This is a genomic window from Vibrio sp. 14G-20 (genome assembly GCF_026241515.1).
In the GTDB taxonomy this organism is placed as follows: Bacteria; Pseudomonadota; Gammaproteobacteria; order Enterobacterales; family Vibrionaceae; genus Vibrio.
The window spans coordinates 84,128-108,037 of the sequence record NZ_JAPHPW010000016.1 but is presented as its reverse complement, the minus strand read 5'-3'; the positions used below and the strand labels follow the sequence as shown (position 1 = coordinate 108,037).

The following is a 23,910-nucleotide window of genomic DNA, read 5'->3' as shown; positions in this document are numbered from 1 at the left end:
GCCCATAGAGTTAGCTGCTTCAGGTATGGAGTACCCTTGATCAAGAACCAAACTTACAGCATCTAGTTTAAACTCAGTAGAAAATGTACGTCGTTGTCGTTTTGTCATTGAACACCTCATTTATGGTGGAGACTTTACCACCTAATTTGGTGTCCGGGATCATTAGACCACTACAATTGTTTGTAGATGTAGGTGAGTTTTGGGGTAGACAGGGAAGCGATTTTCCAGAATTCGAGGATGTGACAAATTTTATGAAAGCCATGGCGCGTGAATAAACTTAATCCCGAGTGTTGAACAAGTCTGATTCTTCTATATGAAATTATGCGATCATATTTAGTGGTAACTTCGCCTTAGCTATATTCTTAAAGCAAGTGTCATCATTAGACTGTGTAAGTGATTAGCCCGGTTCTGGGTAGGTCGAAAAACGAGTAAAACTTCATTTGCCATACTTGAAGTTATTCATGGGTTGCTAATATTCAATTTTCCGAAACTGATTTATGTCCAACTACGAGTTAGCCTTTGCAGCTCATTTATCCAATATCAACCGCTTTACTCAGTACAGATGTAATGTTGGAAGATGGAAACGACAACGACTTAACCACGCTCCCAGCGTCGTTAAGTCGTTATTGGTTTAAGGGCAGAGACTAGTTGAGTGCTTTGATCAGAGTGATTTCGCGTTTGATTTGCTTACTCTCTTGCTCAGTTGCCTGTGCTAGTTTCTTTTCGCGTGTGGTTATGGCTGCTTGTTTGGCTTCGTCAGATTTGAACATCAGCTCTTTTACGTTGATAGAAGCGATGTTTGTGTAGCGGCCATCGTCACTGGTTGGGATTGATATGGTTTCATCATTAATCAATGACTTTACGATCTCACGCTGTTCGTTGTAGCGGCTTTCTAAACCAGAAAGTGCCCAACGCTGCTGAGGTTTGCCTTCATACTGGCCGTTCTTTTCTTCTTTAAGATACTTGATGGTCATGTTACGGATTGTGCCTGCTTCTTCTCCATACTCGGCTTCAGTATCAAAGAGTACAGGGAACGATTCACCCTCTAGCACGCCGCCTTTCTTGGTTAGATGACCCATTCGATAGCTATTCATACCAATGCGGATTTCTGTTTCATCTTTTACCGGTGTGCCATCAGCAAACGCGAGGTTGGTGATGCGTGTACCTGCAGGCTGAGTGAGGTCGATGGTATAAGTTACGCCCGCGAAGAAGTCATTGGTCGAATATTTTGAAGCTCTACGTTCAGGGTTAAAGCTGTAGGTCACATCGCCAGGTTGTACTGAGTTGAAGTAGCCCGCAGACCATTCCATGTAGGTTCTTAACTCTTTGCCTGTCATCTGGTAGACAGTGATTTCGCCACCTGCGTATTGGTAGTTGTACGCGATGTCTTTGGCTTTGATTGGGCCAACATCAAGCTCTGCATTATCGTTGTCTATTTGAAGTGCGATGACATTGGCTTTGGGTGCATAGAAGAAGCTCGCTTCTTGGTATAGCGCACTGATGCCTGTGTCTTGAACATGGACTTGAGGGATACCGCGGATTTCGTTTTCAGGGACTAAATCAACGCCGGTAAGCTGAGCGACAGGTCTGTTCGCCATTTCTCGGAGTTTTTTATGATAAGGCTGGTATAGCTCGTCCATATTCTCATCAGAATCGATACCTTTGATTTTATAAGTGAAGCTGTCTTTGTTGACGAGAGTGAATGTGCCATCGCGCTCTTCAAATTGAAGATCGATACGAGATAGGGCTCGGCCATATTTGTCGGGCTCAGTAATAATAACGCCATTCACAACGGCCTTATCGATGCGAGTGTGCATGTGACCAGCGACGATGGCATCAAGCTCTGGGTTTGCATTGGCAATGTCGGTGACACCGGTGTCGGCAATGTCATTCTCGTTCTCAATCCCCATATGGGCAACCAATACGATAGCATCCACTTTATCATCAATCTCTTTGACGATTTTCTTCACTTCCAAGGTTGGATTAGTGAAAGTGACGCCTTCTAAACGGTTTGTACCTTGCGCAAAGACCTCCGTCATTGGGGTATCCATTCCGATCACGCCGATCTTAATGCCACCGCGTTCTAGAATGGTGTAACCCGGTAAGAATGGATTTCCGTTTTTGTTCTTGATGTTGCCACCGAGAGACTGCCCTTTAAATTGGGTAACGGCTCTGTTGAGCGTTTTAAGGCCAAAGTCGAATTCGTGGTTACCTAAAACCCATACATCGTATTTCATGTGATTAAAGCCCAGCATCATTGGATCAACGGGTTCGTCTTTGAAGGTTTCAACGAAGTTGCCTTGGATGGTGTCGCCAGCATCGACAAGGATAATGTTAGATTGCTCTTTGCGGATCTCACCAACCTTGGTCGCGATTTGGCTCAAGCTACCACGAGTGTTGAGTTTATCTGCCGCGTAATCCCACGCCATAAAATGACCGTGGATATCTGAAGTACCCAGTATCGTGACATCGTGTATGTCGCCATCAGCTGCAAAGGTGGGAAAGGCTAGAGAGAGTAGGATGGCGCTTGATAGTATGTGTCTTTTCATAAGTATGTTCACATCGTGGTTTTAAGTATGACGCTACCATATAGAATCGAGATTACCTTATGGGTGAACAGTGTCATATTTACAGTGATATAACTTACTGATGTTTCAAATAAATGTGATTCATGACCATCTCGTAACCACTTAAGTTATGGAGAAACGCATTACAACTCTTTACTGCGTTCTCAATACTCAATTCCTTGAATCAAACTTCCTAAGCGAATCATTTTCCGTAAACACTTCTGCCTTTGTTCAAGGTGATTGGGTTATCCCGCTATTTCCAATGCTTCTTAGCGCGGTCTTAATATTTCTATTATTAACTATATCCTTAACTTATTGTTATGTTATAACATAATAATAAGTGTTGTTTTTGGATGCTCGGTGGGAATTTGAATAAACCTGTATTGTCTGTGCGCGGGCTCTGCGCTGATGGTTTGGCTAACTGGAGAGCCGTCTCCGACGTGACATTTGATGTGAACGATGGTGAATGCGTTGCCATCATTGGGCCCAATGGAAGTGGAAAGTCCAGTTTGCTGAAAGGCATTACAGGCGAATATAAAACCGTCGCGGGTGAGTTGATGTTGTCTGGTATTGCGCTTGGAAGTCTTGAGCGGCAGCAGGTAGCCAAGCAAGTCGCGGTGGTTACTCAGCATGAGCATGTTGACCCTCGTTTGAGTGTTGCTGAGTATGTTGGCTTAGGCCGTACTCCTCATACGTTTTGTTGTAGCGCAAAAGAGCACAAACGAGCGGTTCAGCAGGCGATGCAAGATGTCGGACTTCTTCACAAAAGCCAGCGGTGCTTTGGTGAGCTATCCGGTGGTGAACAGCAACGTGCAAGTATTGCTCGCGCCTTCACACAAGAGCCGAGGCTTTTACTCTTAGATGAACCCACAAACCACCTTGATCCTCTCGCTCGCCTTGAACTTCTGAGCCTAATTAAACAACGTGGCATTGCGTCTGTTGTTGTGTTGCACGATTTACCTTTGGTGGCGCCATTCGCTGATAAAGTCCTGTTGATGTCAGGCCAAAAAATGGTGGCGTTCTCTGCCCCAGATACGGTGATGCAAGACCGATACATGATCCCTGTTTTTGGATTGCGCGTTCTTACGTTCAACCATCCTGTTATATGCAGCACCATCCATCATTTTGAAGCTGCATCAACTTACTCAACTCACTTAACTCTCTCTAATCACTCTTTAATAGGAGCAGCCCAATGAAGTGGCCTGTAATTTCCAGTCTTTTGTTTCTTTTACCTTTCTCTTTTGCGCATGCGACAAGCACTCAATACCCAGTGACGGTTGATAATTGCGGGAGCCCACTGACCATTGAAAAGCGCCCCTCGCGTACGGTTGTGCACGACACCAATATGACCGAGATGGCGTTTGCTCTTGGTCTTCAAAAGGAGATGGTGGGCGTTACAGGTATTACTGGTTGGTACAAGATGTCGAGTTTGTTCGAAGAACGTTTAGGAGACATTCCTGAGCTAGCACCTAAGTATCCTTCATTAGAAACATTGATTGCTGCTGATGCTGACTTCTTTTTCGCTGGCTGGAATTACGGAATGAAAGTGGGTGGTGAAGTGACACCTCAAACACTGAAGCCATACGGGATTGATACCTTGGTACTTTCTGAAAGCTGTATTCATACCCAGAGTCAAAAGGAAGGCGCGACAATGGATCTGCTTTATGGCGACATGCAAAAGCTAGGCGTTATTTTCGACAAGCAAGCAGAAGCCGAGGCTTTGGTAAGCAGCTGGAAAGAGAGAGTTGAAAAAGTAGCAGAAAAGCAGAAAGCATCAGGTAAGCCGAGCCCAAAAGTGTTCTTGTTTGATTCGGGTGAAGACAAGCCTTTCACCGCGGGTAAGTACGGAATGCCAAACGCAATGATTGAAGCAGCTGGTGGTCAAAATATCACAGGCAATATGGAAGCTAGTTGGGCTCGAACCTCTTGGGAGAATGTCGCTCGTGAAAACCCAGATGTGATTATCCTTCTGGATTACCAATCGGCGAGTGGTGCCGATTCGTTGCAACGTTTCCTCGAAGCCCATCCGTTAATGAAATACACCAATGCGGTCACTTCTGGTCGCTATGTCAAACTGCGTTATGAGCAACTCACCCCTGGGCCTGCCAATATCGATGCTATTGAGAAACTTGCAGAGGCGTTCGTTTCTGAGTGATCGGGAAGGTTGTTATATGAAATCTTGTTATTGATAAGAGTAGTAGTCCGTTGATTTTATTTGATAAATATCGAGCAGCATGGCTAACAGGTATCACTGCCATGCTGCTCGCCTTCATGATGAGTTTACAATTTGGCTCAGTCCCTTTGTCTTTTAAGGAAGTGATTGTAGGGCTGAGCTCTTTCACTGATCCAACGCCGGATATGACCAGTCGAATACTGATCGATCTAAGGTTACCTAGAGCATTGTTAGCGGTTATCGCGGGTGCAGGGCTGGCGATGGTTGGGGCGTTGCTTCAAACCTCGACACGAAATGATCTGGCGGATCCGTTTCTGTTTGGCTTGTCATCTGGCGCGTCTGCTGGTGCGGTGTTGGTGATCACCAAAGTGGGAGACGCTCTGGGTGTTTGGTCACTCCCACTGGCTGCATTCTCGGGTGGTATTGTGTCGGCGACGGCCGTTCTGATTCTGTTTTCGATGCAGAAGAAAAAAGGTAATGACAACTTGATCTTGTGTGGTTTGGCGATCTCATTTCTATTCGGAGCCATCACGAGTTTTTTGATTTATTCAGGCGACCAGAGAGCGGCGAGTTCGATTTTGTTCTGGACGATGGGAGGCTTAGGGCTCGCACGTTGGGATAATTTGATTTTTGCCTTGGCGGGCGTGTTGTGTCTTATTGCGTTGATTTTCAAACGTTATCGCGAGCTCGATACTTTGTTGGTGAGTGAACAGACGACAAGCTCATTGGGGATCAATGTGCACCGCCTACAAAGCGAGATTTTTCTTTGTTGTGCGTTTTGCACTGCGTCGATTGTATCGATGACCGGAGTGGTCGGTTTTATTGGCTTGATGGTACCCCACTTAGTTCGACCATTTTCAGGTGTCACTCACAAGCGAGCTCTGCCTTTGGTTGCCTTATGGGGCGCGGTTCTTTTACTGTTTGGGGATGTGATTAGCCGAACCATATTAGCGCCACAAGAACTGCCTGTAGGGATTGTGACGGCAGCTCTTGGCGGGTTGTTCGTTTTGTATCTTGTTTGGCGTAAATAGTGTGTGCTCAATTCCACCAAACTACACAGGCAGTAAGATGATCTTGCCGTTCAAGCGTGTGGTTTTCGATTCAATGAGATCAATCGCGGTTTGCACTTCATCGAATGGCAGATAGCGGTCGACGTCGAGCTGAATGTCGTTTGTGATGAAGTGATCTAGCATGCTTGTGAATTTAGCACGGCGAACATCTTTACCTTCGGCTTCTTCCCAATAGCGTAAGAAGAAGGTGCTGAAATCGATGCCTTGGCTTTTCGCGTGCTTAAAAAAGCGTGGTTCGTAAAAATCCAGCGACAGCGTTCCATAGTTGATAAAGCGCCCATTGTTGCCAAGGGTGTGAATAAGATCGGTTCCGGGTGAACCGCCAATCGCATCAAAGGCAACGGTTGGCATAGGCAAGCCTAACTCCTTGATTTGAGAAACTAGATCAGCGTTCGAATCTAACGCCCAACTAGAAGTGGCTGGGTATTGTTCCGGCTGTGATGTAACGACAATGATTTTGAAGCCGAGTGATGCTGATAACTGGGAAAAGATCTTACCGATGGCAGAGCTGCCTGCGTTGATGATCAACACATCTTCTTGGGTTAGCTTCGCTACTTCTGTCGTCAATACCCATGCGGTTAGCGCATTAATGTACAACTGACAGGCGTAGCCATTATCTAGATGCTGAGGAATTTGGAACAGGTCATCTGGTGATACATCGACGTAGTTCTGCCATGTTCCACTGGTTGCTACGAGCACTCGCTGATCCATTGCAAACTCAGCATTGCAGGACTCTACAACCCTTCCTACCGCTTCAAATCCCGGTACTCTCGGCGGCTGGTGGCTATGTTTGTATTGGCCCACACCATAAATCGACAACAGATCACTAGGGTTGATGTTAGTCGCTTTAATTTGTACGCGAACTTTATCTTTGTCTAGTGCCCCTAAAGCGACATGTTCTAACTTGAGAGATTCTTTTGGCTGACCGAAACGGAACTGGCTAATTCGGGCATTTTGCTTAGTGTCAGTCATAGTTCGGATACCTTTATGGGTTATGAGTACTGCATTGATTTTAAGTGTAGCGTGTTCATAAACAATCTTGGGTCGCTAATATTGCTCAACATAGCTGGTGTTGGTAAACAGTCGTCATCAACGTAGTCGACATAGTCTGCCGCCGAATCGAAGATCAAAATATCCAAAGCCAAACGATCCAAGCCATAACGGCCTCGGTGGATCATATCCGCTGAAAACACCAATAAGTCCCCGGCTGCTAATGGTATTTGCTTACCGCCAGATATGTCATCGCTGCTCACTTTGCCGTTTTCTTCTTGGCGAACATTGTACTCTTCTTCGTTGTCCCAGCGTTTGTGAGTGCCGGGGATAAGCTCCATACCGGGCTCGTCAAAAATAGGGATTCGCAGGTGCAATATTTGGGTTTCCATGATGACTTTCATCTGGTCATCAATGTCATAGTCGTATTGACAGTCGCGATGCCAGAAGTCTTTTTGTTGCGGGTTCACAGGGTTGAAGAACAGCTGCGTGTTCATGAATGCCGGTTTGTTCGGTATTACCGCATCAACCACTTCCATCACTTGTTTTGAGCTGATGAAGTCAAAAAGTACGCTTCTATCACCGGCAGGCAAATATTCGCTTCCGGTAATTAAAGACGAGTTAAATGCTTCTTCTTTATAGAATTCTTCGTTGTCTGCTTTCCATGATTCATGGAATTTCAGCACGACTTTTCTAAGCGATGCAATTTGAGCTTCATCGAAATAATTTCTGATAACAAAGTAACCATGTTCGTTGTAACGGTCACTTAATTGTTGGCTGTTTTCTACCACTGACTACCTTCATTCATTCTTTACTGTGTAATAACTAGGGGCTGTTGACCTTTCGTGGTTAAGTTTTGTTCGGATGGGGACGTCTAGTCAAAATCGTTTTAGGCGCGGCGAAGAGTATGTAGCCTAGTCATTCTAAGCAAATATTCTTCAACAAAGCATAAAACGATTTTTGTGGGGGCGCCTAGCCGAACCCTTCGGGCAGCTCTTGTGGTTCATTTCTACTGCGTTATCGGCTTTTCATGTAGGCCAGCTACACGTCAAAGCCTCTTCCTTGTATAAATTTTCCACAAGATGCTGCAAAACCCAGCTCGAAAGGTCAACAGCCCCTAGAGATTTCTTGGGCGCATAATGCCAGACAGTCGTCATTCAACCAAGTAACGAGTGCAGAAGCCTGTAAATCCCGTGATGCTATGAAGCCATGTGTGGACGAGTTTTACATGCCGATCCATGTAATGAACTCATGCGATACAGAACTCCCTATATGTGACACATCCCCTATTTTACAAAGTGTAATGATTCATGTGGTGAATAAATTCATGATTTCGATAACTATTGACCATATTGTGATTTGATTGGCTTAGGGAAGAGAGTAAATCATGGATGGTTTTTCGCTGGATATGAGAACACTTAATTTCATTATTATTTTGTTCTCTTTCATTTACTGTATTGGCTTATTGTTATTTCAATTCACTCAACAGCCGATTAAAGGGCTTTCAATTTTTTCCATTTCAATATTTGTTATCGGAAGTGGACCTTTGATGTTGAGTCTAAGAGGGGATCTCCCTGATTGGATCACTGTTATTAGCGCCAACATGGTCATTGCGCTTGGCTTTCATCTCGCCTTGTATAGCTTATGCTTATTCCGAGAATATTCCTTAAAATGCACCTACCTCAGCAGTCTGATGATGTTGGCTCTTTTGCCATGTTTTATTTATTTCACTTACTACGAACCTTCCATCAAGGCTCGAATTATCCTCATTAGTTTATATCTGGCTTTTGTGACTCTTTGCACTGCCTTTGCGGTATTGAAGGGTCAACGTGATGACTTGATCTTAGCAACTCGGATGATGGCCTTGTCATTTACGATATATGGCGGGTTTATGGCTTTCCGAGTAATGGTGACGTTATTTTCAGCTGAGCTGCAGGATTTCATGGAGGCCGCACTCATTCATCAACTTGCCTTTTTAGTGAGCATCGTTCTTATCGTGTCGATGAGCTTTACAATGCTTTGGCTGATTAACGCAAGGTTGCTTAGTTCTATTCACGAGCTGTCCTACAGCGATCCTTTAACGGCACTTGGAAACCGCAGAGCATTAGATGAAATGGTACCAGTTATCATGAAGCAGGCGGGTACTACGCCTGTCAGTGCCATTATGATGGATATTGATAATTTTAAGTCGATCAATGATCAACACGGGCACATTGTGGGTGATCTCGTCATCAAGTCTTTTGCTGAAATGGTTCAAAGTGCGATAAAAACATCGGCCAAAGCCAGTGCGTTTCGTTTTGGCGGAGACGAGATAATGATTTTATTGCCTAATATCGATTTCCAACAAGCTCATGTTATTGCCTGCAAGTTACGATTGTCTATTTCAGAGGTATCAGTAGTACAAGGACATGAGATGTTTCTTACATCGAGTTTTGGTGTTGCTCAGCTTCACCCGCATGAGAGTTGGAATGGGTTTATTAGCCGAGCCGACAAAGCGTTATATCAAGCGAAAACAAACGGTCGCAATATGACTTCAATTTGTCCTAGTCATATTAATCAACTCGCTACTGCTTGATGAGTACAGATCTCTAAGCGGTAGTTTGATGAGATCACTAGTTTGATGCGGTTCACTGTTTTGACTCGGCCATTATATTGTTGGCTGTGGCGCTGAGTCTGTTTTTTGGCTTTGTGTTAACTTCTGAGGGGGAGTGGCTTCAGTTTCTTCTGCAGACGTAAAATGCTTATCCGTTAGCGTCACGGTCATTGCTTCATGTTTCACCGTTGTGGTTGCCGTTTCTGACTGGGCTTGGTCTGTAGTCACAGGTTCTGCGAATGCCATCATTGAGGTTGTAAAAATGATTGTTGCTAGTGCGATTTGAGCGAGTGTTTTCATTGGGCTGTATCCTATTGGGCAAGAGGGAATTACTAATAGCTGATACGTGCACTATAAAAATTATCTGGAGGTCGTTCTTATCATTTTACGCCACCGTAAAACTTATACGGTGGATGAATATTTTGCTTGGCATGATTTGCTCGTTCTTATTTGCCAACACCCAAGCATGACGACGTTCAACTTACTGCCACATCACTAAGACCGCTGCGATAGAAAGCAAAATGAGCGCAAGAATGTCTTTGCGCGCGATGCTTTGCCCTAACCAAAAGTAGGATATCAACACCATGAAGATCACTTCGACTTGACCGAGTGTCTTTACGTACGGCACGGCTTGAAGTGACATTGCACTAAACCAGCCAAGAGAGCCAATCACACTGGCTAGGCTAGTCATCACAACCAATCTCGACTTCTTGAAGATCTGGCGTAATGTGTCGCGCTCTTTGAGGAAGAGATAAGTACAGATGATGAATGTCTGAAGGGTAATCACCAGAAACAGAACCCAAGCAGCGCTATGAGGGAAGGGTAGTCCAATGCTTAAACTGGCTTCTCGCACCCAAAGAGAGGTTAAAGCAAAGGCGGTACTGCAAGCCATGCCCAACAAAAAGACTTTGGGAGATAGGCTTCGCCATCCTGAAGCGCTACTCATGATGAGCACACCCAAGGTACCGATTAACACGCCTATCCAGCCTGTTACGGTTAATGCCGTACCAAAGAAGAGTACCGAAAGTACTGCCGAAACGGGAGCCTCACACTTGGCAAGCCCAGCACCAATCGCATAGTTTTCTAGCTTAAACAGCATCACCATCAAGCCGGTCGCAAGGATCTGCATAATAGCGGCGGCTACTATGTAGAAAACAAACTCACTGGAAAAATTAGGCGCGGAGACTGGCTGCCATTGGTATAAAGCGTAGAGGTAGAGAAGTGCAATTGGTCCTGCCCAAATAAAGCGAGCCAGTGTCACGCCAGCCACGCTCATTGTGCCGGCTAGCTTGCTTTGAAAGGCATTACGCCAAGATTGGCTGAAGGCAGCAAGCAGGGTAAAGGCGATCCAACTAAAAGACATGACGCTTCCATGAGTGATGTAATTTGATGGTGATACTAACAAAAAATTACATGATAAGAAGTGTCATGATCTGTTTATAACCATAGGCTCACCTTTATTCTTTATTCAGTAGTAGAGAGATTTTTAATAGTTCGACGCTTTCTTCAGAAGATCGGCTGTTTCTTGTTTTTGAAATAGAACAACGCGCTAATCAAAACGAACAATAAAGCGAAGTAATAGCAAAACGAAGATAGCGATGCTAGGAAAGCAAGGTTCTGTTCTATTTCTTGCTCGGTGTAATTATTAGAGACCAACTTGTAGTAGTAAGCATATAAAATACCGATCAGTCCGTATCCGAGGTTAAACATCAAACCTTTGAAACTAAGAACCGTGGCTCGGTTGTGTGATTCGGTTTTTTTATTCAGATGGTAGCTGATGAAAATGTTCATCGTCATGATGATAAAGATTAACACCAACGCCGGAATGACCCCGTAAATCGACCAACCTAAACTGATCCAGTAATAAGTCGCCATGCTTGCCAATCCCATAACTACAATGAAGGTTTTAGCCTCCATGCTCTCTGCTAATCTTCGGCTTTGCCCTGCCAATATAATCTTAAGCAAGCTTATACCCGCGCCAATAAAACCAAAGTAGATAATTGGAATATCAATGGCCAGATAGTATTGGCTGTTCATGGTTAAGAACATGCGTGAGGTGTGTTCGAATAGGCTGTAGTAGAGCAAAATGAACAGCACGTAAGGCGTAGCGAATACCCATTTACCCGCATCGATCGTCAATTTGAGACTTGAGATGGTGGTTGCTAATTTGGTTTGGTCACTTGGCATCACCTTTTTCTCTTCGCGCATATTAATCGCGGCATAGATGGCGATCATCGCTACAAATAGGGTGGCGAACACAGGAATACGCATCAGATCTTTAGTGCTTTCTGGTTCGACTAGTCCAAGGAAATGAAAGATGTTCGTCATAAAGTTCACATCGTACATCGCCGCACCAATCAGCGTAACAAAGATACCGACCGTTGAGGCGACACGAAGCTGAATTTGCAGCACTCGAGGCCACAACTCTTCATTGCCTTGTTCTTTTAAGGTGTCGTAAGCCAATGCCTCGTCGGCGCCGCTGGCCAGTGCCATCGCTAAGCCACTGAGAATCCGGTTAATCAGAAAGACAATGAACACCAAGTCGGGGTTGCCGGTTGGTACTAGCGCGATCATTGCGATCTCAACAAACATCACAATCGAAGACAACACCACCAGTTTCTTGCGGCCCAAGGTGTCGGCGAACGCGCCCGACGGCACTTCAGCAAGTACAATAGTGGCTGCCCAAACTACATTGAGCATCGCGAATTGAGAAAGGGTTAGCCCGTAATCTAAATAGAGTAGGGTGAATATAGGGTAGTAAAAACGCGCAAAGTAGCTGCTTCGAAACATTAAGAAGTAGCGGACATTGGGAATGTTAAGGATCTCTTTGAGCGTCATGATAATTTCAGTATTTTAGATAACACATCATTATGTATAACCCTTTTACTCTTTTAAATCATGGAATTGTTGTCAAATCCCTAAAATATCTGGTTTGGGTGATCTTCGAGATCATGGTTCATAGTCGGTTATAGGCTTCTGTTCTTCAAATCACTTCCCCCATTCATTTAGTTTGTGGTGCTCGTTTCAACTTGCTTGACTGATTTTGGTGCAAGATCGAACTTCTACAACGTCGCTCTCGCATTTACATCTTATTGTATGATTTAATTATTGGTAGTAATGATACGCAATGAATCCAATGTAATTGAGGAAGCGAGCATGATCTTAGAGTCATTCAGTCTGGAAGGTAAAGTAGCGATAGTGACTGGCTGCAACACGGGGCTTGGGCAAGGTATTGCATTAGGCCTAGCGGAAGCTGGTTGTAAGGTTGTCGGTGTTAACCGAACAGAACCTGAAGAGACTATTGAGAAAATGAGTGCAGCAGGTCATTCGTTCCTAAACGTGAGTGCTGATCTTCTCGATCAAGCGTGCATTCCAGAGGTTATAGAGCGCACTTTGGCTGAGTTTGGCCAAGTCGACATTCTCGTGAACAATGCAGGAATTATTCGCCGCCAAGATGCTATTGAGTTCTCAGAGCAAGATTGGGATGACGTAATGAACGTGAACACTAAGACTGTCTTCTTTATGTCTCAGGCTGTTGCAAAGCAGTTTAAGGCTCAAGGCACTGGCGGAAAGATCATTAATATTGCATCGATGCTCTCATTCCAAGGTGGCATTCGAGTTCCTTCCTATACGGCTTCAAAAAGTGCTGTGATGGGAGTGACACGTGCGATGGCGAACGAATGGGCGCGCGACAATATCAATGTGAATGCGATAGCACCCGGTTATATGGAAACGAACAATACTCAAGCTCTGCGTGAAGATGCGGTGCGCAATCAAGCGATTCTTGAGCGTATTCCGGCTGAACGTTGGGGTAAACCGCAAGATATCGCAGGTCCTTGTGTGTTCTTAGCCTCATCAGCATCGGATTACATTAACGGCTATACCATTGCTGTTGATGGTGGTTGGTTAGCTCGTTAACTGACCTTGTAACAAACACGGTTAAGAATTTTAAATTTGCAGCAATCTTGCAGGAGAACATAAATGAAAATCGCTTTAATGATGGAAAACAGTCAGGCAGGTAAAAATGCCATGGTTGCAACTGAGCTAGAGTCAGTGGCGGGTGGTATTGGTCATGATGTTTTTAATCTAGGTATGACCGACGAGAATGATCACCACTTAACGTATATCCACTTAGGTGTCATGGCTAGTATTCTCATCAACTCAAAGGCTGTGGACTTTGTTGTGACGGGATGTGGAACAGGGCAAGGTGCTTTGATGTCACTGAACCTGCATCCGGGTGTGGTGTGTGGTTACTGCCTAGAACCATCTGATGCGTTCTTGTTTAATCAAATCAACAACGGCAATGCTATCGCTCTTGCTTTTGCTAAAGGCTTTGGCTGGGCTGGTGAGCTGAATATCCGTTACATATTCGAAAAGGCTTTCACTGGTGAGCGTGGCCAAGGTTACCCACTGGAGCGTGCAGAGCCACAGCAGCGTAATGCAGCAATTTTGAATGAAGTAAAAGCGGCGGTGGTAAAAGACAACTTTATTGATTCGCTAAGAGCAATCGACCAAGATCTCGTGAAAACAGCGGTTGGCAGCGAGCGTTTTCAACAATGCTTCTTTGAGCATTGCCAAAACCCAGACATTGCAGACTACGTTCGTTCACTTTTAGATTAACTTTATCAAGAGCTTACTTAGCTGCTAGATGAAGATAGAAGATAGAAGATAGAAGATAGAAAAGAGGAGCCCTGAGGCTCCTCTTTTGTTTTGCTCTGTGAACCTGATAACTATTTTTGGCGTGAACAGGTCATATGTGACTCGCTTTAGATGATCAGTTCACACGCTTGAAGTTAGGCAATAAGGTTTCTGGCTGCTGCGTTACAAACGCTTTACTTGGTGAGTAGGCACGGAAGTAAACAAACCAGTTTTCGTCTTCTCGGGTTTGCACCCAGTTAGCCTCATTCACACCTGCTGGTTTAGTTGGCGAGAAGTGGAAGGTGTAATTACCTTGTGCGTCTTTGACCGTTCCTTCGATGTTTGAACCTACATCGGCACGCTCAATGTCGTTGTCGATGATGGCGCGGTTCTCAACGTTATAAACAGTGATTGTCCAGAACAAATCGGCGAAATTAACATCGCCATCCAACGTCAAAGTATAGTGATTGCTGCCATTAAGCCCATTTGCATTGTCATCACGGTAGTTGTCTAGGTAGATCTGACCCCAACCGCCGTTTTCGAAACCGTGCATCGCAATATCGTTGGTCACCGCTTCATAAAACCAAGCCGCACGTCCATCGAGATCCATACCGTAGTCACGATCTTGGTTCGGAGTCGAAGCTGTTGCTATTTCCCACGAATTACCTTCATTACCGTAAGCTGCGTGTGGCAAGCGTTCCGTTTTGTTGAAGTCGATGTTCTTAACCATAGCTTCACCCATGACGACAGCTTGCTCTAAGATGTCACGCTGCTGAACTGATGGCGTAAACGCTTTACCTTTTTCAATACCTAATGGACGTAGCATGTCGTGCATCATACGATCGCGCTCTGCTACTGGCTCAGCTTGAATGGCTTCATTCAACGTATTCCAAAATGCCATGCCTCTTGGGTGCTTGGCGTCTTCACCACGCTCAGGGAAGTTTACGCCGTTATCACTCAGTGGCTTACCGTTGAGGTCTGTAATTTTGAGAGCCTCTAAGTCTTTCATACGTTGCTTATCTGACTCTGCCATTAAGCGAACACCGAAGAAAACATAGTTGGTGTCCGACTCAAAAACCTTAGCGCCTTTTGGCAGATTACTCGGTGTTTCTGCTCCTTTGGCTTTTACCACGTAGACGCCCGGTTCGGTCATCTGAGAAATACCGATTTGCCACATGGTGTGTACTGCGCCGCGCAATTCATCTGTGGGAATTTCTATAACAACGGGCTCTTTCTCGACGTTAAACCAAGTAATCGCGTAAGGTGTAGATGTGTTGTAAGTTAAGCCTCCTAGCTTAGATTCGTGAGACTCAACATAAGTAATTTGGCCGTCCTCAGCACCCATATCAGCATAGGCTTGTTTCCATGCGTAGTTTGAAACTAAAGGTACCGACCAAATGTAAGCTTGTGACGCACGTTGATAGTCCATCAGTTCAAACAACTTTGCTGAGCTTTCTTGTGTTGGAATACCATGAAGAAAGTCGGTTTCGAAAGTGAAGTCTCCCGCGCGTGTTTGAAGAGTTTCTGTTGGGTTATCGTTTCCTGCAATCGCTGTTGCTGAAAACAAGGCCGTTACGGAAATGAGCATCGCTGTCGATCGTAGTGGGCAAGTGAGAGTGCCGGCTATTGCTTTAGATAAAATGTTCATGTTGTGTCCTCAAAAATTCGAAGCTTATTTTTTAATTTGAAGCTTCTCGCTGAATTTAAAACCGTTCGTTAGAAATGCTCAGTTAAAACTGCTTTGTTAGAAATGCTTAGTTAAAACTGATAGTTAAATTCGATGCGGTGATCACCGTCTTCGATACTGGTGTTTTCAGTCCAGTTTGCAAAATAACGAACGTTGGCTCTTGGAGAGATCTGATAGCTCGCTGCAAATTCATGTGCGAATACTGAATCACTGCCCTCAAAGCCAAAATCTTTGAATGTTGAAGACCCCGACATTGTGCCTAAATACATTGGGTTATAGTTCAGCCAAATCTTGTCAGTTAGTTGCATCTTGGCGTACATACCTGCGACGTAGAAAGTACCGTGCATGTTGTAGCGGTCGCGAAGCTGATCGGCGTCGAGATCGCCTCCAGTGCCTTCAACCAACTCTTCACCTGCAGCAACACCGACACCCGCAAGCGGGTAGAAGTTAAACATGCCCATTTGTGGTAATGCTTGAATAAAGCTGTAAGACGCACTGCCTTGGTTGCTATCGAAATCCCAAGACATATCAACTTGAGTGCCTCGGCCATTAATTAGGTCTACACCAAAGTTTCTAAAGCGGATGGAATCAACACTGTTGTCTGCATCTCGACCGTTCCAACCAATAGCCTCACCAGCGATACCTTTGATTTCAAACACATTCATGCCCATGGTGGTATCACTACCAGTGTCGTAGGTTTGTCCAACTTTTAGGTTTAAGCCCTTGTCGGTGTAGCCGAAGCCGGCTTGTGTGTAGACCGCCAATGGGTCTGACATATCTTGAACTTCTGTCTCTTCAGCGATAGCACCGCTAGCCAACAAAAGAGGGGTTAGAGAAAGGATCGAACGTTGTAATAACATAGCTGCCTCATAGAGTTATTTCACTACATCCGTGTACTTCGTGAAGGTGGGATAACTATACAAAGTGGACTTTGTTAAGTTAATTCATATAAACTTAACCATTCGTTAAGCAATGCTTTATGGTGTCTCATGAAACTGAACAATGTCGATCTGAACTTATTGAAAGTGTTTGTGGTGGTGTATCAAGAGAAGAGCTTGCGAAAAGCGGCTGAGAAGTTGTTTGTCTCGACACCTGCAGTTAGCCAAAGCATCAAGAAACTTAAGGAATCCTTAAGTGAAGAATTGTTTGTGTTGTCACACCAGAAGTTTTTGCCGACACCTTATTCAGACGACCTTTATCAGCGCGTTTTCCCGCTATTGGACGGATTGGTGACGGCGATAGAAGAAGGAAAACAGTTTAATCCCACGGACCTCAGTGAAGATTTTAAGATTGAGGCGAATCCTCATGTTCTGCCTTGGTTGACTCCGGCTCTGTTTCATCAGCTATCAATAGAAAGTCCACTTTCAAGATTGATCAGCCATACGAGCTCCCAAAACTCTTTAGAAAGGCTTAAGAGTGACGAGATTGATTTTGTCATTCATTTCGAAGCTAGGAATTTGCCTGCTGAGATCATTGCCGTACCTCTCGTGAACTTAAAGTTTGTATTGGCAGTGAGAGAAGATCATCCTTTCAAGGCATCCATCGCAACGATTGATGATTTGTTGTCGTTTCCATTTGCTCACGTCGACCTTGCTTATTTCGACCAAAACAAACATTCACGGTTGGAAGAGGAAGTATTGAGCCAAGGTAAGACAATTAACATGGCACTGCGAACGACTTCTATTGTCGGGTTAATTGAAACGATCAAGCACTCTAATATTATCGCCCCTTGCATGCCTCCGGTGATTGAACAACACAAAGGCGTATTGCGCTCAATCGTGATTGAAGGACTGGAAGAGGGAACTGAGGAGATGGAGGTGTTCGCTTATCTTCATAAGAAAAATCAGCACTCAGCCAAATACAAATGGCTGTTGGATTTGATTGAAACGGCGATGGTGGATGCTAATCACTCGTAAAAGCTAGTCTGGTTTGTCTTTGTCGGTTATAACAAGCACATCGTTATCTTGTGAACACTTCTTCAATACACGATTCAAGCCAGCGTATTTTGGATTGGTTACGGTGCTTACGTCCAATGGTCATGCCAATATCACTGTTCGGCATGTTGGGTATGTGAGGGAATTTCACAAATGAAAACTCATCAGATAGTGAGTTCGCTAGTAATTTAGAGCAAGGGAACAACACATCACTCTGTTTTACGATTGACAATAAACTGTGTAGATAGGTCGATCGTATTTTCACTTCAGTATTGATTCCAACGTCCGCTAGCACGTTAGGGGCAAGTGCAATATTCTCGTTCCAATCACTCACGACTAAGCTTGCTAATTGAAGCGGCTCTTCCTGATCTTGTGGTAACAATGAGTCAGCAAGCGGATGCCCAGAGCGGCAGATCAAGACAAAGTCATCACTCGCTATTCGTTTTTGGTATACCTGCTTAGATAATTCTAATGGGTAGTAGTTGATTCCTAAGTCGATTTCACCAGAGGTCATCAAGTCCGATGTATTTACTCCCCAATCGACTATGTTCACTTTCACCTTCGGGGCTTGTGCTAACAGAATATTAATCAGCTTCGCCGAGATGCTATTGGCAATGAATCCATTGATAGCAATGTTCACGGTGCCATCAAATTGAGCGACATCAAACTCAGATTCTGGTTCAAGCACTTGTTCTAATTGTAGTAACACTGGCATCAAGGTTTGTTTAATTTCAAGTAATTTAGCGGTTGGCTCTAAACCATGTTGTGAGCGTATAAACAACTCATCGTCAAAGTAGTCGCGTAGCTTTTGTAATGAACGACTGATTGAGGGTTGGCTCGTAAACAGGAGTTCTGACGCCTTTCGAGTGTTTTTCACCTCGATCAACACCTTCAATACTTTAAGTAAGTTGAGGTCTAAGCGCTTAAAGCGGTTACTTATTATCATTGTGGGACCCAGAACAAAGATGATTAGATATACCTAAAGTGTATATCTTGTTTTCATATAATCAATTGGAGTATATCACGGCGCATCTACATACTGAGCTCATCGAAACAAACACGAGAAACCATCATGAATAAAACGACGTTAGCGACGCTACTAGCATTAACCGCATTTGCTGTAACGGCAGAGGACAACAATCGTTCATCTACCTATGACCATGCTGCCGTTGGTGGTGTTAACTGGGATAACTACCCTGAAGCCGAGTCTGATTGGAACTTCCTTGGATTACAAAACAAAGTGGGCGTAAACCATTGGCTGCACGCAGACCCAGTATCCAAAGACGCACAAACGGTGATTCGCTCAAATCGTGATGTCGTTTACTCGACGATGGTGGTTGACGTATCAGAAGGTGCAACGTTCCATGTACCAAAAGAAGATAACGATTATTTCCAGATCATTCATATCATGGACGAAAATCATCTTCTGCATAAAGTGGTTCGCCGTGGCGAAACGCTAACTCTAACCGTTGATGATCTGACGAAGGGTACTCATGTTCATGTGCTAGCAAGAACACGTATAGCTGATTCTATTGAAGACACTAAGCGCCGCCAGAGTCTACTCTCTATAAAAGCGAACTCAGCCAAGCCTTATCAAGGCAAAGGTTACAACCCAAGCGACGTTGAAGATTACCGTTTAAAACTCATCAACAACGTCATGAAACATGGCGCACCGATTGAGGGCTTGAAAGGGTTTGGCGCCACGTTAGATGACGTGGAAGATCACCATTTCAAATATGTGACGGCGTTTGGCTATGCAGGGCTACCGGCAGATACAGCGCAATATTTGGAGCGTGTTCCCGGCCAAGGTAAAACTACCTGCCAAGAGTGGACGATTCCAACACCAAACCTAGACTTTGAAGGTCGTGGCGGTTATTACTCTTTGACCACTTATGGCGCAAACGGTTGGATTGATTCTGAGCAATTCTATGCGTCTGGCGAGTCCATGCGTGACAACGGTGATGGTACCGTTTCGGTCACGTTCAACTGTGATACTGGTGCTGAATATGACTTTGAAGTTTCTGAAGGTTGGGCGGGAGTACTGCGCTTATACGAACCAATCGATGTAAACGAGACTCTAGAGTACATGGAAGCATTGCGCCAAATCGAGATTAAAGAGCTTTAGTCAATTATTGATACCGAGCCCTTTGAATTTTAAAATCCCCTCAAGAAAGGCTCTTGCGGGGATTTTTGATTAATCACTGGGTTGTCCAATTGCTGGTTTACTTATCGAGTCGTTGTTCTCATAGGATCAGCGACTTTATTGAATCTAGTCTTCACTTTGTGTTTCTTTAGAAACGTTCGATCTCATGTCTTTCTTCAGCCAGTTATCGAGTACATGTTGCAGTGCTTTCAAAGAGGTTGGCTTCTCTAGGCGACCATCCATCAGTTTGTTGATCATATCTAACTCGTGTTGTCCCGACTCCCCAGACAAAGCAATGATGGGTGTTTGAGGTGAACGCGCCTTGATGATCTGGCTTGCGTCAAAACCATTCATTATCGGCATTTGTACGTCCATTAAGATCAAATCAACTTTGTGTGATCTGAACAGATCGACAGCATTTTCCCCGTTTTTGGCTTGCAAGCTATTTACGCCAAGTCGGCTCAGGTACATCTGAACAAGCGTGCGTTGTACCTCTTTGTCGTCGACGATGAGCACGGTGGGTGCGAGGTGGTCTAATTGTTCTTGAACGCTACTTGGAGCATGTTGACTCGTTTGTAAACCTGCTTGTATATCCGCTTTGGTTTTATCTTCACTCGTTGATTGGCTTTGCTTCCAATCATTGAAATCAGGCGTACGAAGCGCGTCTGCTTTGGGCGCATTAGGTACCACTGGGAAATACAGGTGGAATTCAGTAAATTCATCCAGTTTAGAGTGGCACTCAACTCGACCGCCAAATGAGCGCATTACGCGTTGGCAATAACCTAATCCTAAGCCGCTACCACCACTTTTTTGATACGAGAAAAAGTCATCGAAAATCTTATGTGCAATGGCTTCTCCAATGCCTGGGCCGGTATCTCGGAATATCAGAACGTTCTCGTAAGGTCCTGTGTTGGTGCTGATCTCAATTTGGCTTTCTGGGTAAGAATCAAAGTAATAGATTGCATTACGTATCAGGTTGAAAATGACGAAGTTGAATAAGGTTTCATTCAGCTTTGCTACAAAATCAGCGTGTTGTGGTAAACGAATGCGTTCAATGATCTTTTCATTCTCAAAACCATAGTGGCTTACGGCTTGATCTACGGCTTTGTGGATAGAGGTCATGGTCACAGGTCCGTGTTCAGGCGTACTGTCACTGACTTCGCGCAGGATGATATCAATCAGTTGTCGCCCGCGTTGAATCGCCGCTTGGCCATTCTCAATATCCTTTAGGATTTGTTTGGCTGGGGCTTGGTTATCAATGTGCTGCTTTAGCACCTCAAAATGCAGCTGCACTTGAGCCAGCGGGTTACGCATTTCGTGTGCGATAGAATTAGCAAGCGCGCGACTTTGGCGAATGCGTCTATCGGCTTCAATGGTGCTTTGTACACGAGTTAACAAGATTTGCAGGGCAGAGATCTCTTCGTTAGAGAACATCTTATCGTTGCTCTTGTGTGACGAGACCAATAAGTGCGTGACCGATTTCCCCTGACCAAATAAAGGCATCACCAAAGCGGTGTCGTTTGAACTCATCTTGTCATACAGGGCTTTTATCGAGCGCTTGGCTGGTGCGGTGTAATCAAGCTCCTGAGACAGCTCATCGAACACTAAAACGGACTTGTTGGTAGACAGATAATCTTCGTAGAAGGTTTCGTTGTAGTTGCTGTTCACCAGACGCAGCTTGTCTTCTGGGATCTGCAGTAGGCTGCCTAATCGACGCATTGCATCATCAATCGACAGCTTGAAATCGTCTTCGAGTGAGAGGATCTGCTGTACTGGCGTTTTCTTGTTGCCGTAGACAAAGAAGGAGGCGTAGTGGCTTACGCGTTTGTAGAGAACATGCCAAGTGATGCCGATAATTGCACAGATTGGGATAGCAACAAGCCATTGACTGTCGTCTGTCAGCGGGATAAATATCGCGCCAAAAGGGATCACCAAAATAGCACAAACCAACATCGCATTTAGGCTCATGTATGCCAGGTATTTCACGCTGTAGAAGCGCGAGGTTAGCAGGGCATAGCCAACGAACAACATTTCACTTATCGACAAAGCTGGTGGCAGCCAAGTGAGCGAGAAATCACGCAAGAAGTAGGTCATGCCTAGGTGGATTGTCGCAGTCGACAGCATGAAGACTAAAATGCCTGCGATCATGTAGTTAGTTTTAGCTAAGGTTAGCTTGCTGCTGTTGGCGCGCATGGCCACCAGGTTGAGTAGTGTTAGCACTACAAAGCTTATCATTCCAATGAAGAAGTACGGCGTGTGTGGGCCAAACTCAATCACGAACTGGCTTGGGCCTGCAATGGTGACGTGTTCAACGGTTAACCCCGGACTTAAATTGATAAAGAAGGAGTAGACGGTTAAGGTGACGAAAATGGCTTGTTGCCACACATGAACTTTACCATTACGTTGTTCGGCGGCGAGCTGACATGAGAAGTAGTAGGCGAAGGCAAACGCAAAGAAAGAGGCGAGGTTGGCAAACTTTGCGGCGAACACGGCGGCCGAGGCCCCAAGTTCCAGTAATAAGTCAGTATGGAAATAAGCGTTACTGCTGATCCACGCAACAATGCAGATCGAATACGCGATGTAAGAGGCATGGTGTGTCCCTGCGATCACTTCGTTTTTTTGTTTCAGGCGATAGCAGTAATAGAACAACCACATGACAACCACTGCCACGGTTGCAAGCAGTGTGATTGCTTTTGCATAGATGATCGCCTCGAGGCCGAAATCAAACATGTTCATCCTTTTTTACCGAGCTAGTTTTTCCTGCCGAGCACGACTTTTCTAATGGCTTTCTGCCCTCTCGCACTGCGCGTTTGTAGCTCCGGGAATCGACATTATTGAATGCTTTTACCATCATCTCGAAATTCCAAAACCCACGATAAATTGTTGTGCCATCATCATTTAATTCGCAATACCCAGAATGGAAGTATGCATTGGAATCAATGGCTTGATAAAAATGAAGCATGAAAGGTTGCTCGATAATCGTGAAGCCGACTTTGTACTCTGTTTGATGTAAGGCATTCATCAACTCTTTCTGAGCAAGGTAGAGAAAATAGAGTTTTTGTTGAGTATTGCCACTTACTGTCAAGCGCAACACTTCACACACAGCGCTTTTGTCAGACAATTGTAACTGGAAGTGATTATCAAATTCTACGAGAGAATGACATTTCGGCAATTTTGGTGGTGTGAAAAGTTGTACCCCTTCGAGCTCATCGTAGCCGTAATCGGGTAAACAGTATTGCCAGTGCTCATTGCTGAACGTTGGTGTGTAACTTAGCCAAGTGTCGTTCTTAGACCAATCTTGAATCAGCGCAGAGGAAACCAGTGTCGGAAAGGCTTCATCGATTGGGTGTTTGAGCAGAATAAAATGCTTACCTGCCTGGGAAAGGTGTAATAAAGGCAGCATCTCAAACCATTTCTCACCCTTGATGAACACCTCAAGATTGCTTAAAGCAATGGCATCGTTAATTGGCATTCCTTGTGGGTGACTCGGTGTTTGTACCAAAAGTGGCTCATGTTCTATTTGTTCGATGATCGCACCGTAATAAGCACTGTCATTGATAGGGAGGTCGACATGAGAAATGGAGCTTGAATTTAATGGTGATTTGGCTTTGATCACAGCAATTTCACACTCGCACCAGAAATCTAGCCAATGCATATAGCACTGCCCTACGGCCTGCTCTAGAAGAGCAATCTCTGCAGATAGTGTATATGGATAGCGTAGAATCAGATCGCGGTAGTCCACCACCTCAAACAATACAGAGTAGCTTTTGTTTTGATGCTCTGGGAAAAGCAATTCTAATTGGCTTCTACGATATTCAGTCACGTTTTGAAAAAACTCAGTGCGCTCATGTGGCTGATAAGTGCTGATGACGAGCTCTGTCAGCGCTCGCTGTTTTATTTCGATAGACAGACTGCTAGCCAACAGTGAGCCTAAAGACGACGTTAATTTCATGTTTAACCTAGCCTAGGTTTATATAATTATTTTTATTTGATCTGCACTATTTATAGGACACTGATTTTAGGTATGTGTTTGAAGTTGCGTTACTTTGAGAGAGCTAATCGTAACTTGACTTGTGTCCATGGTGTGAGACGTAAGTTGCACAATCTGGCGAGAT

The 23,910-nt window shown here is 44.7% G+C and carries 20 protein-coding genes; 8 read left to right on the top strand and 12 right to left on the bottom strand.

The window, feature by feature from the left end; translation table 11 throughout:
• Together OQJ75_RS15260 and OQJ75_RS15255 are read right to left on the bottom strand one after the other, a co-directional pair.
• Nucleotides 1–108: transposase (locus OQJ75_RS15260; protein WP_266067222.1), on the bottom strand; the 108-nt coding region annotated here is incomplete at its 3' end.
• 536 nt (nt 109–644) lie between these two features.
• Nucleotides 645–2,549 carry a bifunctional metallophosphatase/5'-nucleotidase gene (locus OQJ75_RS15255; protein ID WP_265973912.1) on the bottom strand — a complete coding sequence of 635 codons (1,905 nt, stop codon included), beginning with the start codon at nt 2,547–2,549 and terminating at the stop codon, nt 645–647.
• Between the two features lie 371 nt (nt 2,550–2,920).
• Here OQJ75_RS15255 and OQJ75_RS15250 point away from each other — a divergent pair, with 371 nt between their 5' ends.
• The 3 genes from OQJ75_RS15250 (at nt 2,921) to OQJ75_RS15240 (ending at nt 5,771) form a co-directional block, all read left to right on the top strand.
• The gene (locus tag OQJ75_RS15250; protein WP_265973913.1) at nt 2,921–3,763 is read left to right on the top strand and encodes an ABC transporter ATP-binding protein; all 843 of its coding nucleotides are present in this window, start codon (nt 2,921–2,923) and stop codon (nt 3,761–3,763) included.
• Nucleotides 3,760–4,722: an ABC transporter substrate-binding protein gene (locus OQJ75_RS15245; protein ID WP_265973914.1), complete on the top strand. Its 963-nt coding sequence runs from the start codon at nt 3,760–3,762 to the stop codon at nt 4,720–4,722. Before OQJ75_RS15250 ends, OQJ75_RS15245 begins: the two co-directional genes overlap by 4 nt.
• Nucleotides 4,723–4,823: 101 nt before the next feature.
• Nucleotides 4,824–5,771 (top strand): FecCD family ABC transporter permease, encoded by a 948-nt coding sequence (locus OQJ75_RS15240; RefSeq protein WP_017081412.1) that lies wholly within the window; start codon nt 4,824–4,826, stop codon nt 5,769–5,771.
• Nucleotides 5,772–5,792: 21 nt separating this feature from the next.
• On the opposite strand, the gene OQJ75_RS15235 is transcribed toward OQJ75_RS15240, so the two are convergent.
• Both OQJ75_RS15235 and OQJ75_RS15230 read right to left on the bottom strand, forming a co-directional pair.
• Nucleotides 5,793–6,782, bottom strand: coding sequence for a zinc-dependent alcohol dehydrogenase family protein (locus tag OQJ75_RS15235; protein ID WP_265973915.1), 990 nt, complete (start codon nt 6,780–6,782; stop codon nt 5,793–5,795).
• Between the two features lie 20 nt (nt 6,783–6,802).
• A complete protein-coding gene (locus tag OQJ75_RS15230; RefSeq protein WP_265973916.1) occupies nt 6,803–7,591 on the bottom strand; it encodes a phytanoyl-CoA dioxygenase family protein in 789 nt (262 codons plus the stop codon).
• Between the two features lie 596 nt (nt 7,592–8,187).
• On the opposite strand from OQJ75_RS15230, the gene OQJ75_RS15225 reads away from it, so the two are divergent.
• Nucleotides 8,188–9,375, top strand: coding sequence for a GGDEF domain-containing protein (locus OQJ75_RS15225; protein ID WP_265973917.1), 1,188 nt, complete (start codon nt 8,188–8,190; stop codon nt 9,373–9,375).
• A gap of 72 nt (nt 9,376–9,447) precedes the next feature.
• On the opposite strand, the gene OQJ75_RS15220 is transcribed toward OQJ75_RS15225, so the two are convergent.
• From OQJ75_RS15220 to OQJ75_RS15210, 3 genes are all read right to left on the bottom strand, one after another.
• Nucleotides 9,448–9,693, bottom strand: coding sequence for a hypothetical protein (locus OQJ75_RS15220; protein WP_265973918.1), 246 nt, complete (start codon nt 9,691–9,693; stop codon nt 9,448–9,450).
• A gap of 181 nt (nt 9,694–9,874) precedes the next feature.
• A complete protein-coding gene (locus OQJ75_RS15215; protein ID WP_265973919.1) occupies nt 9,875–10,756 on the bottom strand; it encodes a DMT family transporter in 882 nt (293 codons plus the stop codon).
• Between the two features lie 143 nt (nt 10,757–10,899).
• On the bottom strand, nt 10,900–12,231 hold the full coding sequence (locus OQJ75_RS15210; protein ID WP_265973920.1) for an MFS transporter: 1,332 nt from the start codon (nt 12,229–12,231) through the stop codon (nt 10,900–10,902).
• A gap of 318 nt (nt 12,232–12,549) precedes the next feature.
• Here OQJ75_RS15210 and kduD point away from each other — a divergent pair, with 318 nt between their 5' ends.
• Both kduD and OQJ75_RS15200 read left to right on the top strand, forming a co-directional pair.
• The gene (gene kduD, locus OQJ75_RS15205) at nt 12,550–13,311 is read left to right on the top strand and encodes a 2-dehydro-3-deoxy-D-gluconate 5-dehydrogenase KduD (RefSeq protein WP_017077347.1); all 762 of its coding nucleotides are present in this window, start codon (nt 12,550–12,552) and stop codon (nt 13,309–13,311) included.
• A gap of 63 nt (nt 13,312–13,374) precedes the next feature.
• Complete coding sequence (locus OQJ75_RS15200; RefSeq protein WP_265973921.1) at nt 13,375–14,013, top strand: RpiB/LacA/LacB family sugar-phosphate isomerase; 639 nt, start codon at nt 13,375–13,377, stop codon at nt 14,011–14,013.
• A gap of 154 nt (nt 14,014–14,167) precedes the next feature.
• Here OQJ75_RS15200 and OQJ75_RS15195 read toward each other — a convergent pair whose 3' ends face one another.
• Complete coding sequence (locus tag OQJ75_RS15195) at nt 14,168–15,679, bottom strand: DUF1214 domain-containing protein (protein ID WP_016767883.1); 1,512 nt, start codon at nt 15,677–15,679, stop codon at nt 14,168–14,170.
• 110 nt (nt 15,680–15,789) lie between these two features.
• Nucleotides 15,790–16,578, bottom strand: a complete 789-nt coding sequence (locus tag OQJ75_RS15190) for a hypothetical protein (RefSeq protein ID WP_065100732.1) — start codon at nt 16,576–16,578, stop codon at nt 15,790–15,792.
• Between the two features lie 129 nt (nt 16,579–16,707).
• Between OQJ75_RS15190 and OQJ75_RS15185 the strand changes: the two genes are divergently transcribed.
• Complete coding sequence (locus tag OQJ75_RS15185; RefSeq protein WP_265973922.1) at nt 16,708–17,634, top strand: LysR family transcriptional regulator; 927 nt, start codon at nt 16,708–16,710, stop codon at nt 17,632–17,634.
• A gap of 43 nt (nt 17,635–17,677) precedes the next feature.
• On the opposite strand, the gene OQJ75_RS15180 is transcribed toward OQJ75_RS15185, so the two are convergent.
• The gene (locus OQJ75_RS15180) at nt 17,678–18,598 is read right to left on the bottom strand and encodes a LysR family transcriptional regulator (protein WP_054545793.1); all 921 of its coding nucleotides are present in this window, start codon (nt 18,596–18,598) and stop codon (nt 17,678–17,680) included.
• Between the two features lie 888 nt (nt 18,599–19,486).
• Here OQJ75_RS15180 and OQJ75_RS22535 point away from each other — a divergent pair.
• Nucleotides 19,487–19,777 (top strand): hypothetical protein, encoded by a 291-nt coding sequence (locus tag OQJ75_RS22535; protein ID WP_029225018.1) that lies wholly within the window; start codon nt 19,487–19,489, stop codon nt 19,775–19,777.
• 144 nt (nt 19,778–19,921) lie between these two features.
• Here OQJ75_RS22535 and luxN read toward each other — a convergent pair whose 3' ends face one another.
• Together luxN and OQJ75_RS15165 are read right to left on the bottom strand one after the other, a co-directional pair.
• Nucleotides 19,922–22,525 (bottom strand): quorum-sensing autoinducer 1 sensor kinase/phosphatase LuxN, encoded by a 2,604-nt coding sequence (gene luxN, locus OQJ75_RS15170; RefSeq protein ID WP_265973924.1) that lies wholly within the window; start codon nt 22,523–22,525, stop codon nt 19,922–19,924.
• The gene (locus OQJ75_RS15165) at nt 22,518–23,747 is read right to left on the bottom strand and encodes an acyl-homoserine-lactone synthase (protein ID WP_265973925.1); all 1,230 of its coding nucleotides are present in this window, start codon (nt 23,745–23,747) and stop codon (nt 22,518–22,520) included. Before OQJ75_RS15165 ends, luxN begins: the two co-directional genes overlap by 8 nt.
• Nucleotides 23,748–23,910: the final 163 nt, after the last annotated feature.

Excerpts from the sequence above, each read along its gene's own strand:
- OQJ75_RS15255 (WP_265973912.1), bottom strand. The coding sequence starts at position 2,549 with ATGAAAAGACACATACTATCAAGCGCCATCCTACTCTCTCTAGCCTTT.
- OQJ75_RS15250 (WP_265973913.1), top strand. The coding sequence starts at position 2,921 with ATGCTCGGTGGGAATTTGAATAAACCTGTATTGTCTGTGCGCGGGCTC.
- OQJ75_RS15245 (WP_265973914.1), top strand. The coding sequence starts at position 3,760 with ATGAAGTGGCCTGTAATTTCCAGTCTTTTGTTTCTTTTACCTTTCTCT.
- OQJ75_RS15240 (WP_017081412.1), top strand. The coding sequence starts at position 4,824 with ATGCTGCTCGCCTTCATGATGAGTTTACAATTTGGCTCAGTCCCTTTG.
- OQJ75_RS15235 (WP_265973915.1), bottom strand. The coding sequence starts at position 6,782 with ATGACTGACACTAAGCAAAATGCCCGAATTAGCCAGTTCCGTTTCGGT.
- OQJ75_RS15225 (WP_265973917.1), top strand. The coding sequence starts at position 8,188 with ATGGATGGTTTTTCGCTGGATATGAGAACACTTAATTTCATTATTATT.
- OQJ75_RS15220 (WP_265973918.1), bottom strand. The coding sequence starts at position 9,693 with ATGAAAACACTCGCTCAAATCGCACTAGCAACAATCATTTTTACAACC.
- OQJ75_RS15215 (WP_265973919.1), bottom strand. The coding sequence starts at position 10,756 with ATGTCTTTTAGTTGGATCGCCTTTACCCTGCTTGCTGCCTTCAGCCAA.
- OQJ75_RS15210 (WP_265973920.1), bottom strand. The coding sequence starts at position 12,231 with ATGACGCTCAAAGAGATCCTTAACATTCCCAATGTCCGCTACTTCTTA.
- kduD (WP_017077347.1), top strand. The coding sequence starts at position 12,550 with ATGATCTTAGAGTCATTCAGTCTGGAAGGTAAAGTAGCGATAGTGACT.
- OQJ75_RS15200 (WP_265973921.1), top strand. The coding sequence starts at position 13,375 with ATGAAAATCGCTTTAATGATGGAAAACAGTCAGGCAGGTAAAAATGCC.
- OQJ75_RS15195 (WP_016767883.1), bottom strand. The coding sequence starts at position 15,679 with ATGAACATTTTATCTAAAGCAATAGCCGGCACTCTCACTTGCCCACTA.
- OQJ75_RS15190 (WP_065100732.1), bottom strand. The coding sequence starts at position 16,578 with ATGTTATTACAACGTTCGATCCTTTCTCTAACCCCTCTTTTGTTGGCT.
- OQJ75_RS15185 (WP_265973922.1), top strand. The coding sequence starts at position 16,708 with ATGAAACTGAACAATGTCGATCTGAACTTATTGAAAGTGTTTGTGGTG.
- OQJ75_RS15180 (WP_054545793.1), bottom strand. The coding sequence starts at position 18,598 with ATGATAATAAGTAACCGCTTTAAGCGCTTAGACCTCAACTTACTTAAA.
- luxN (WP_265973924.1), bottom strand. The coding sequence starts at position 22,525 with ATGTTTGATTTCGGCCTCGAGGCGATCATCTATGCAAAAGCAATCACA.
- OQJ75_RS15165 (WP_265973925.1), bottom strand. The coding sequence starts at position 23,747 with ATGAAATTAACGTCGTCTTTAGGCTCACTGTTGGCTAGCAGTCTGTCT.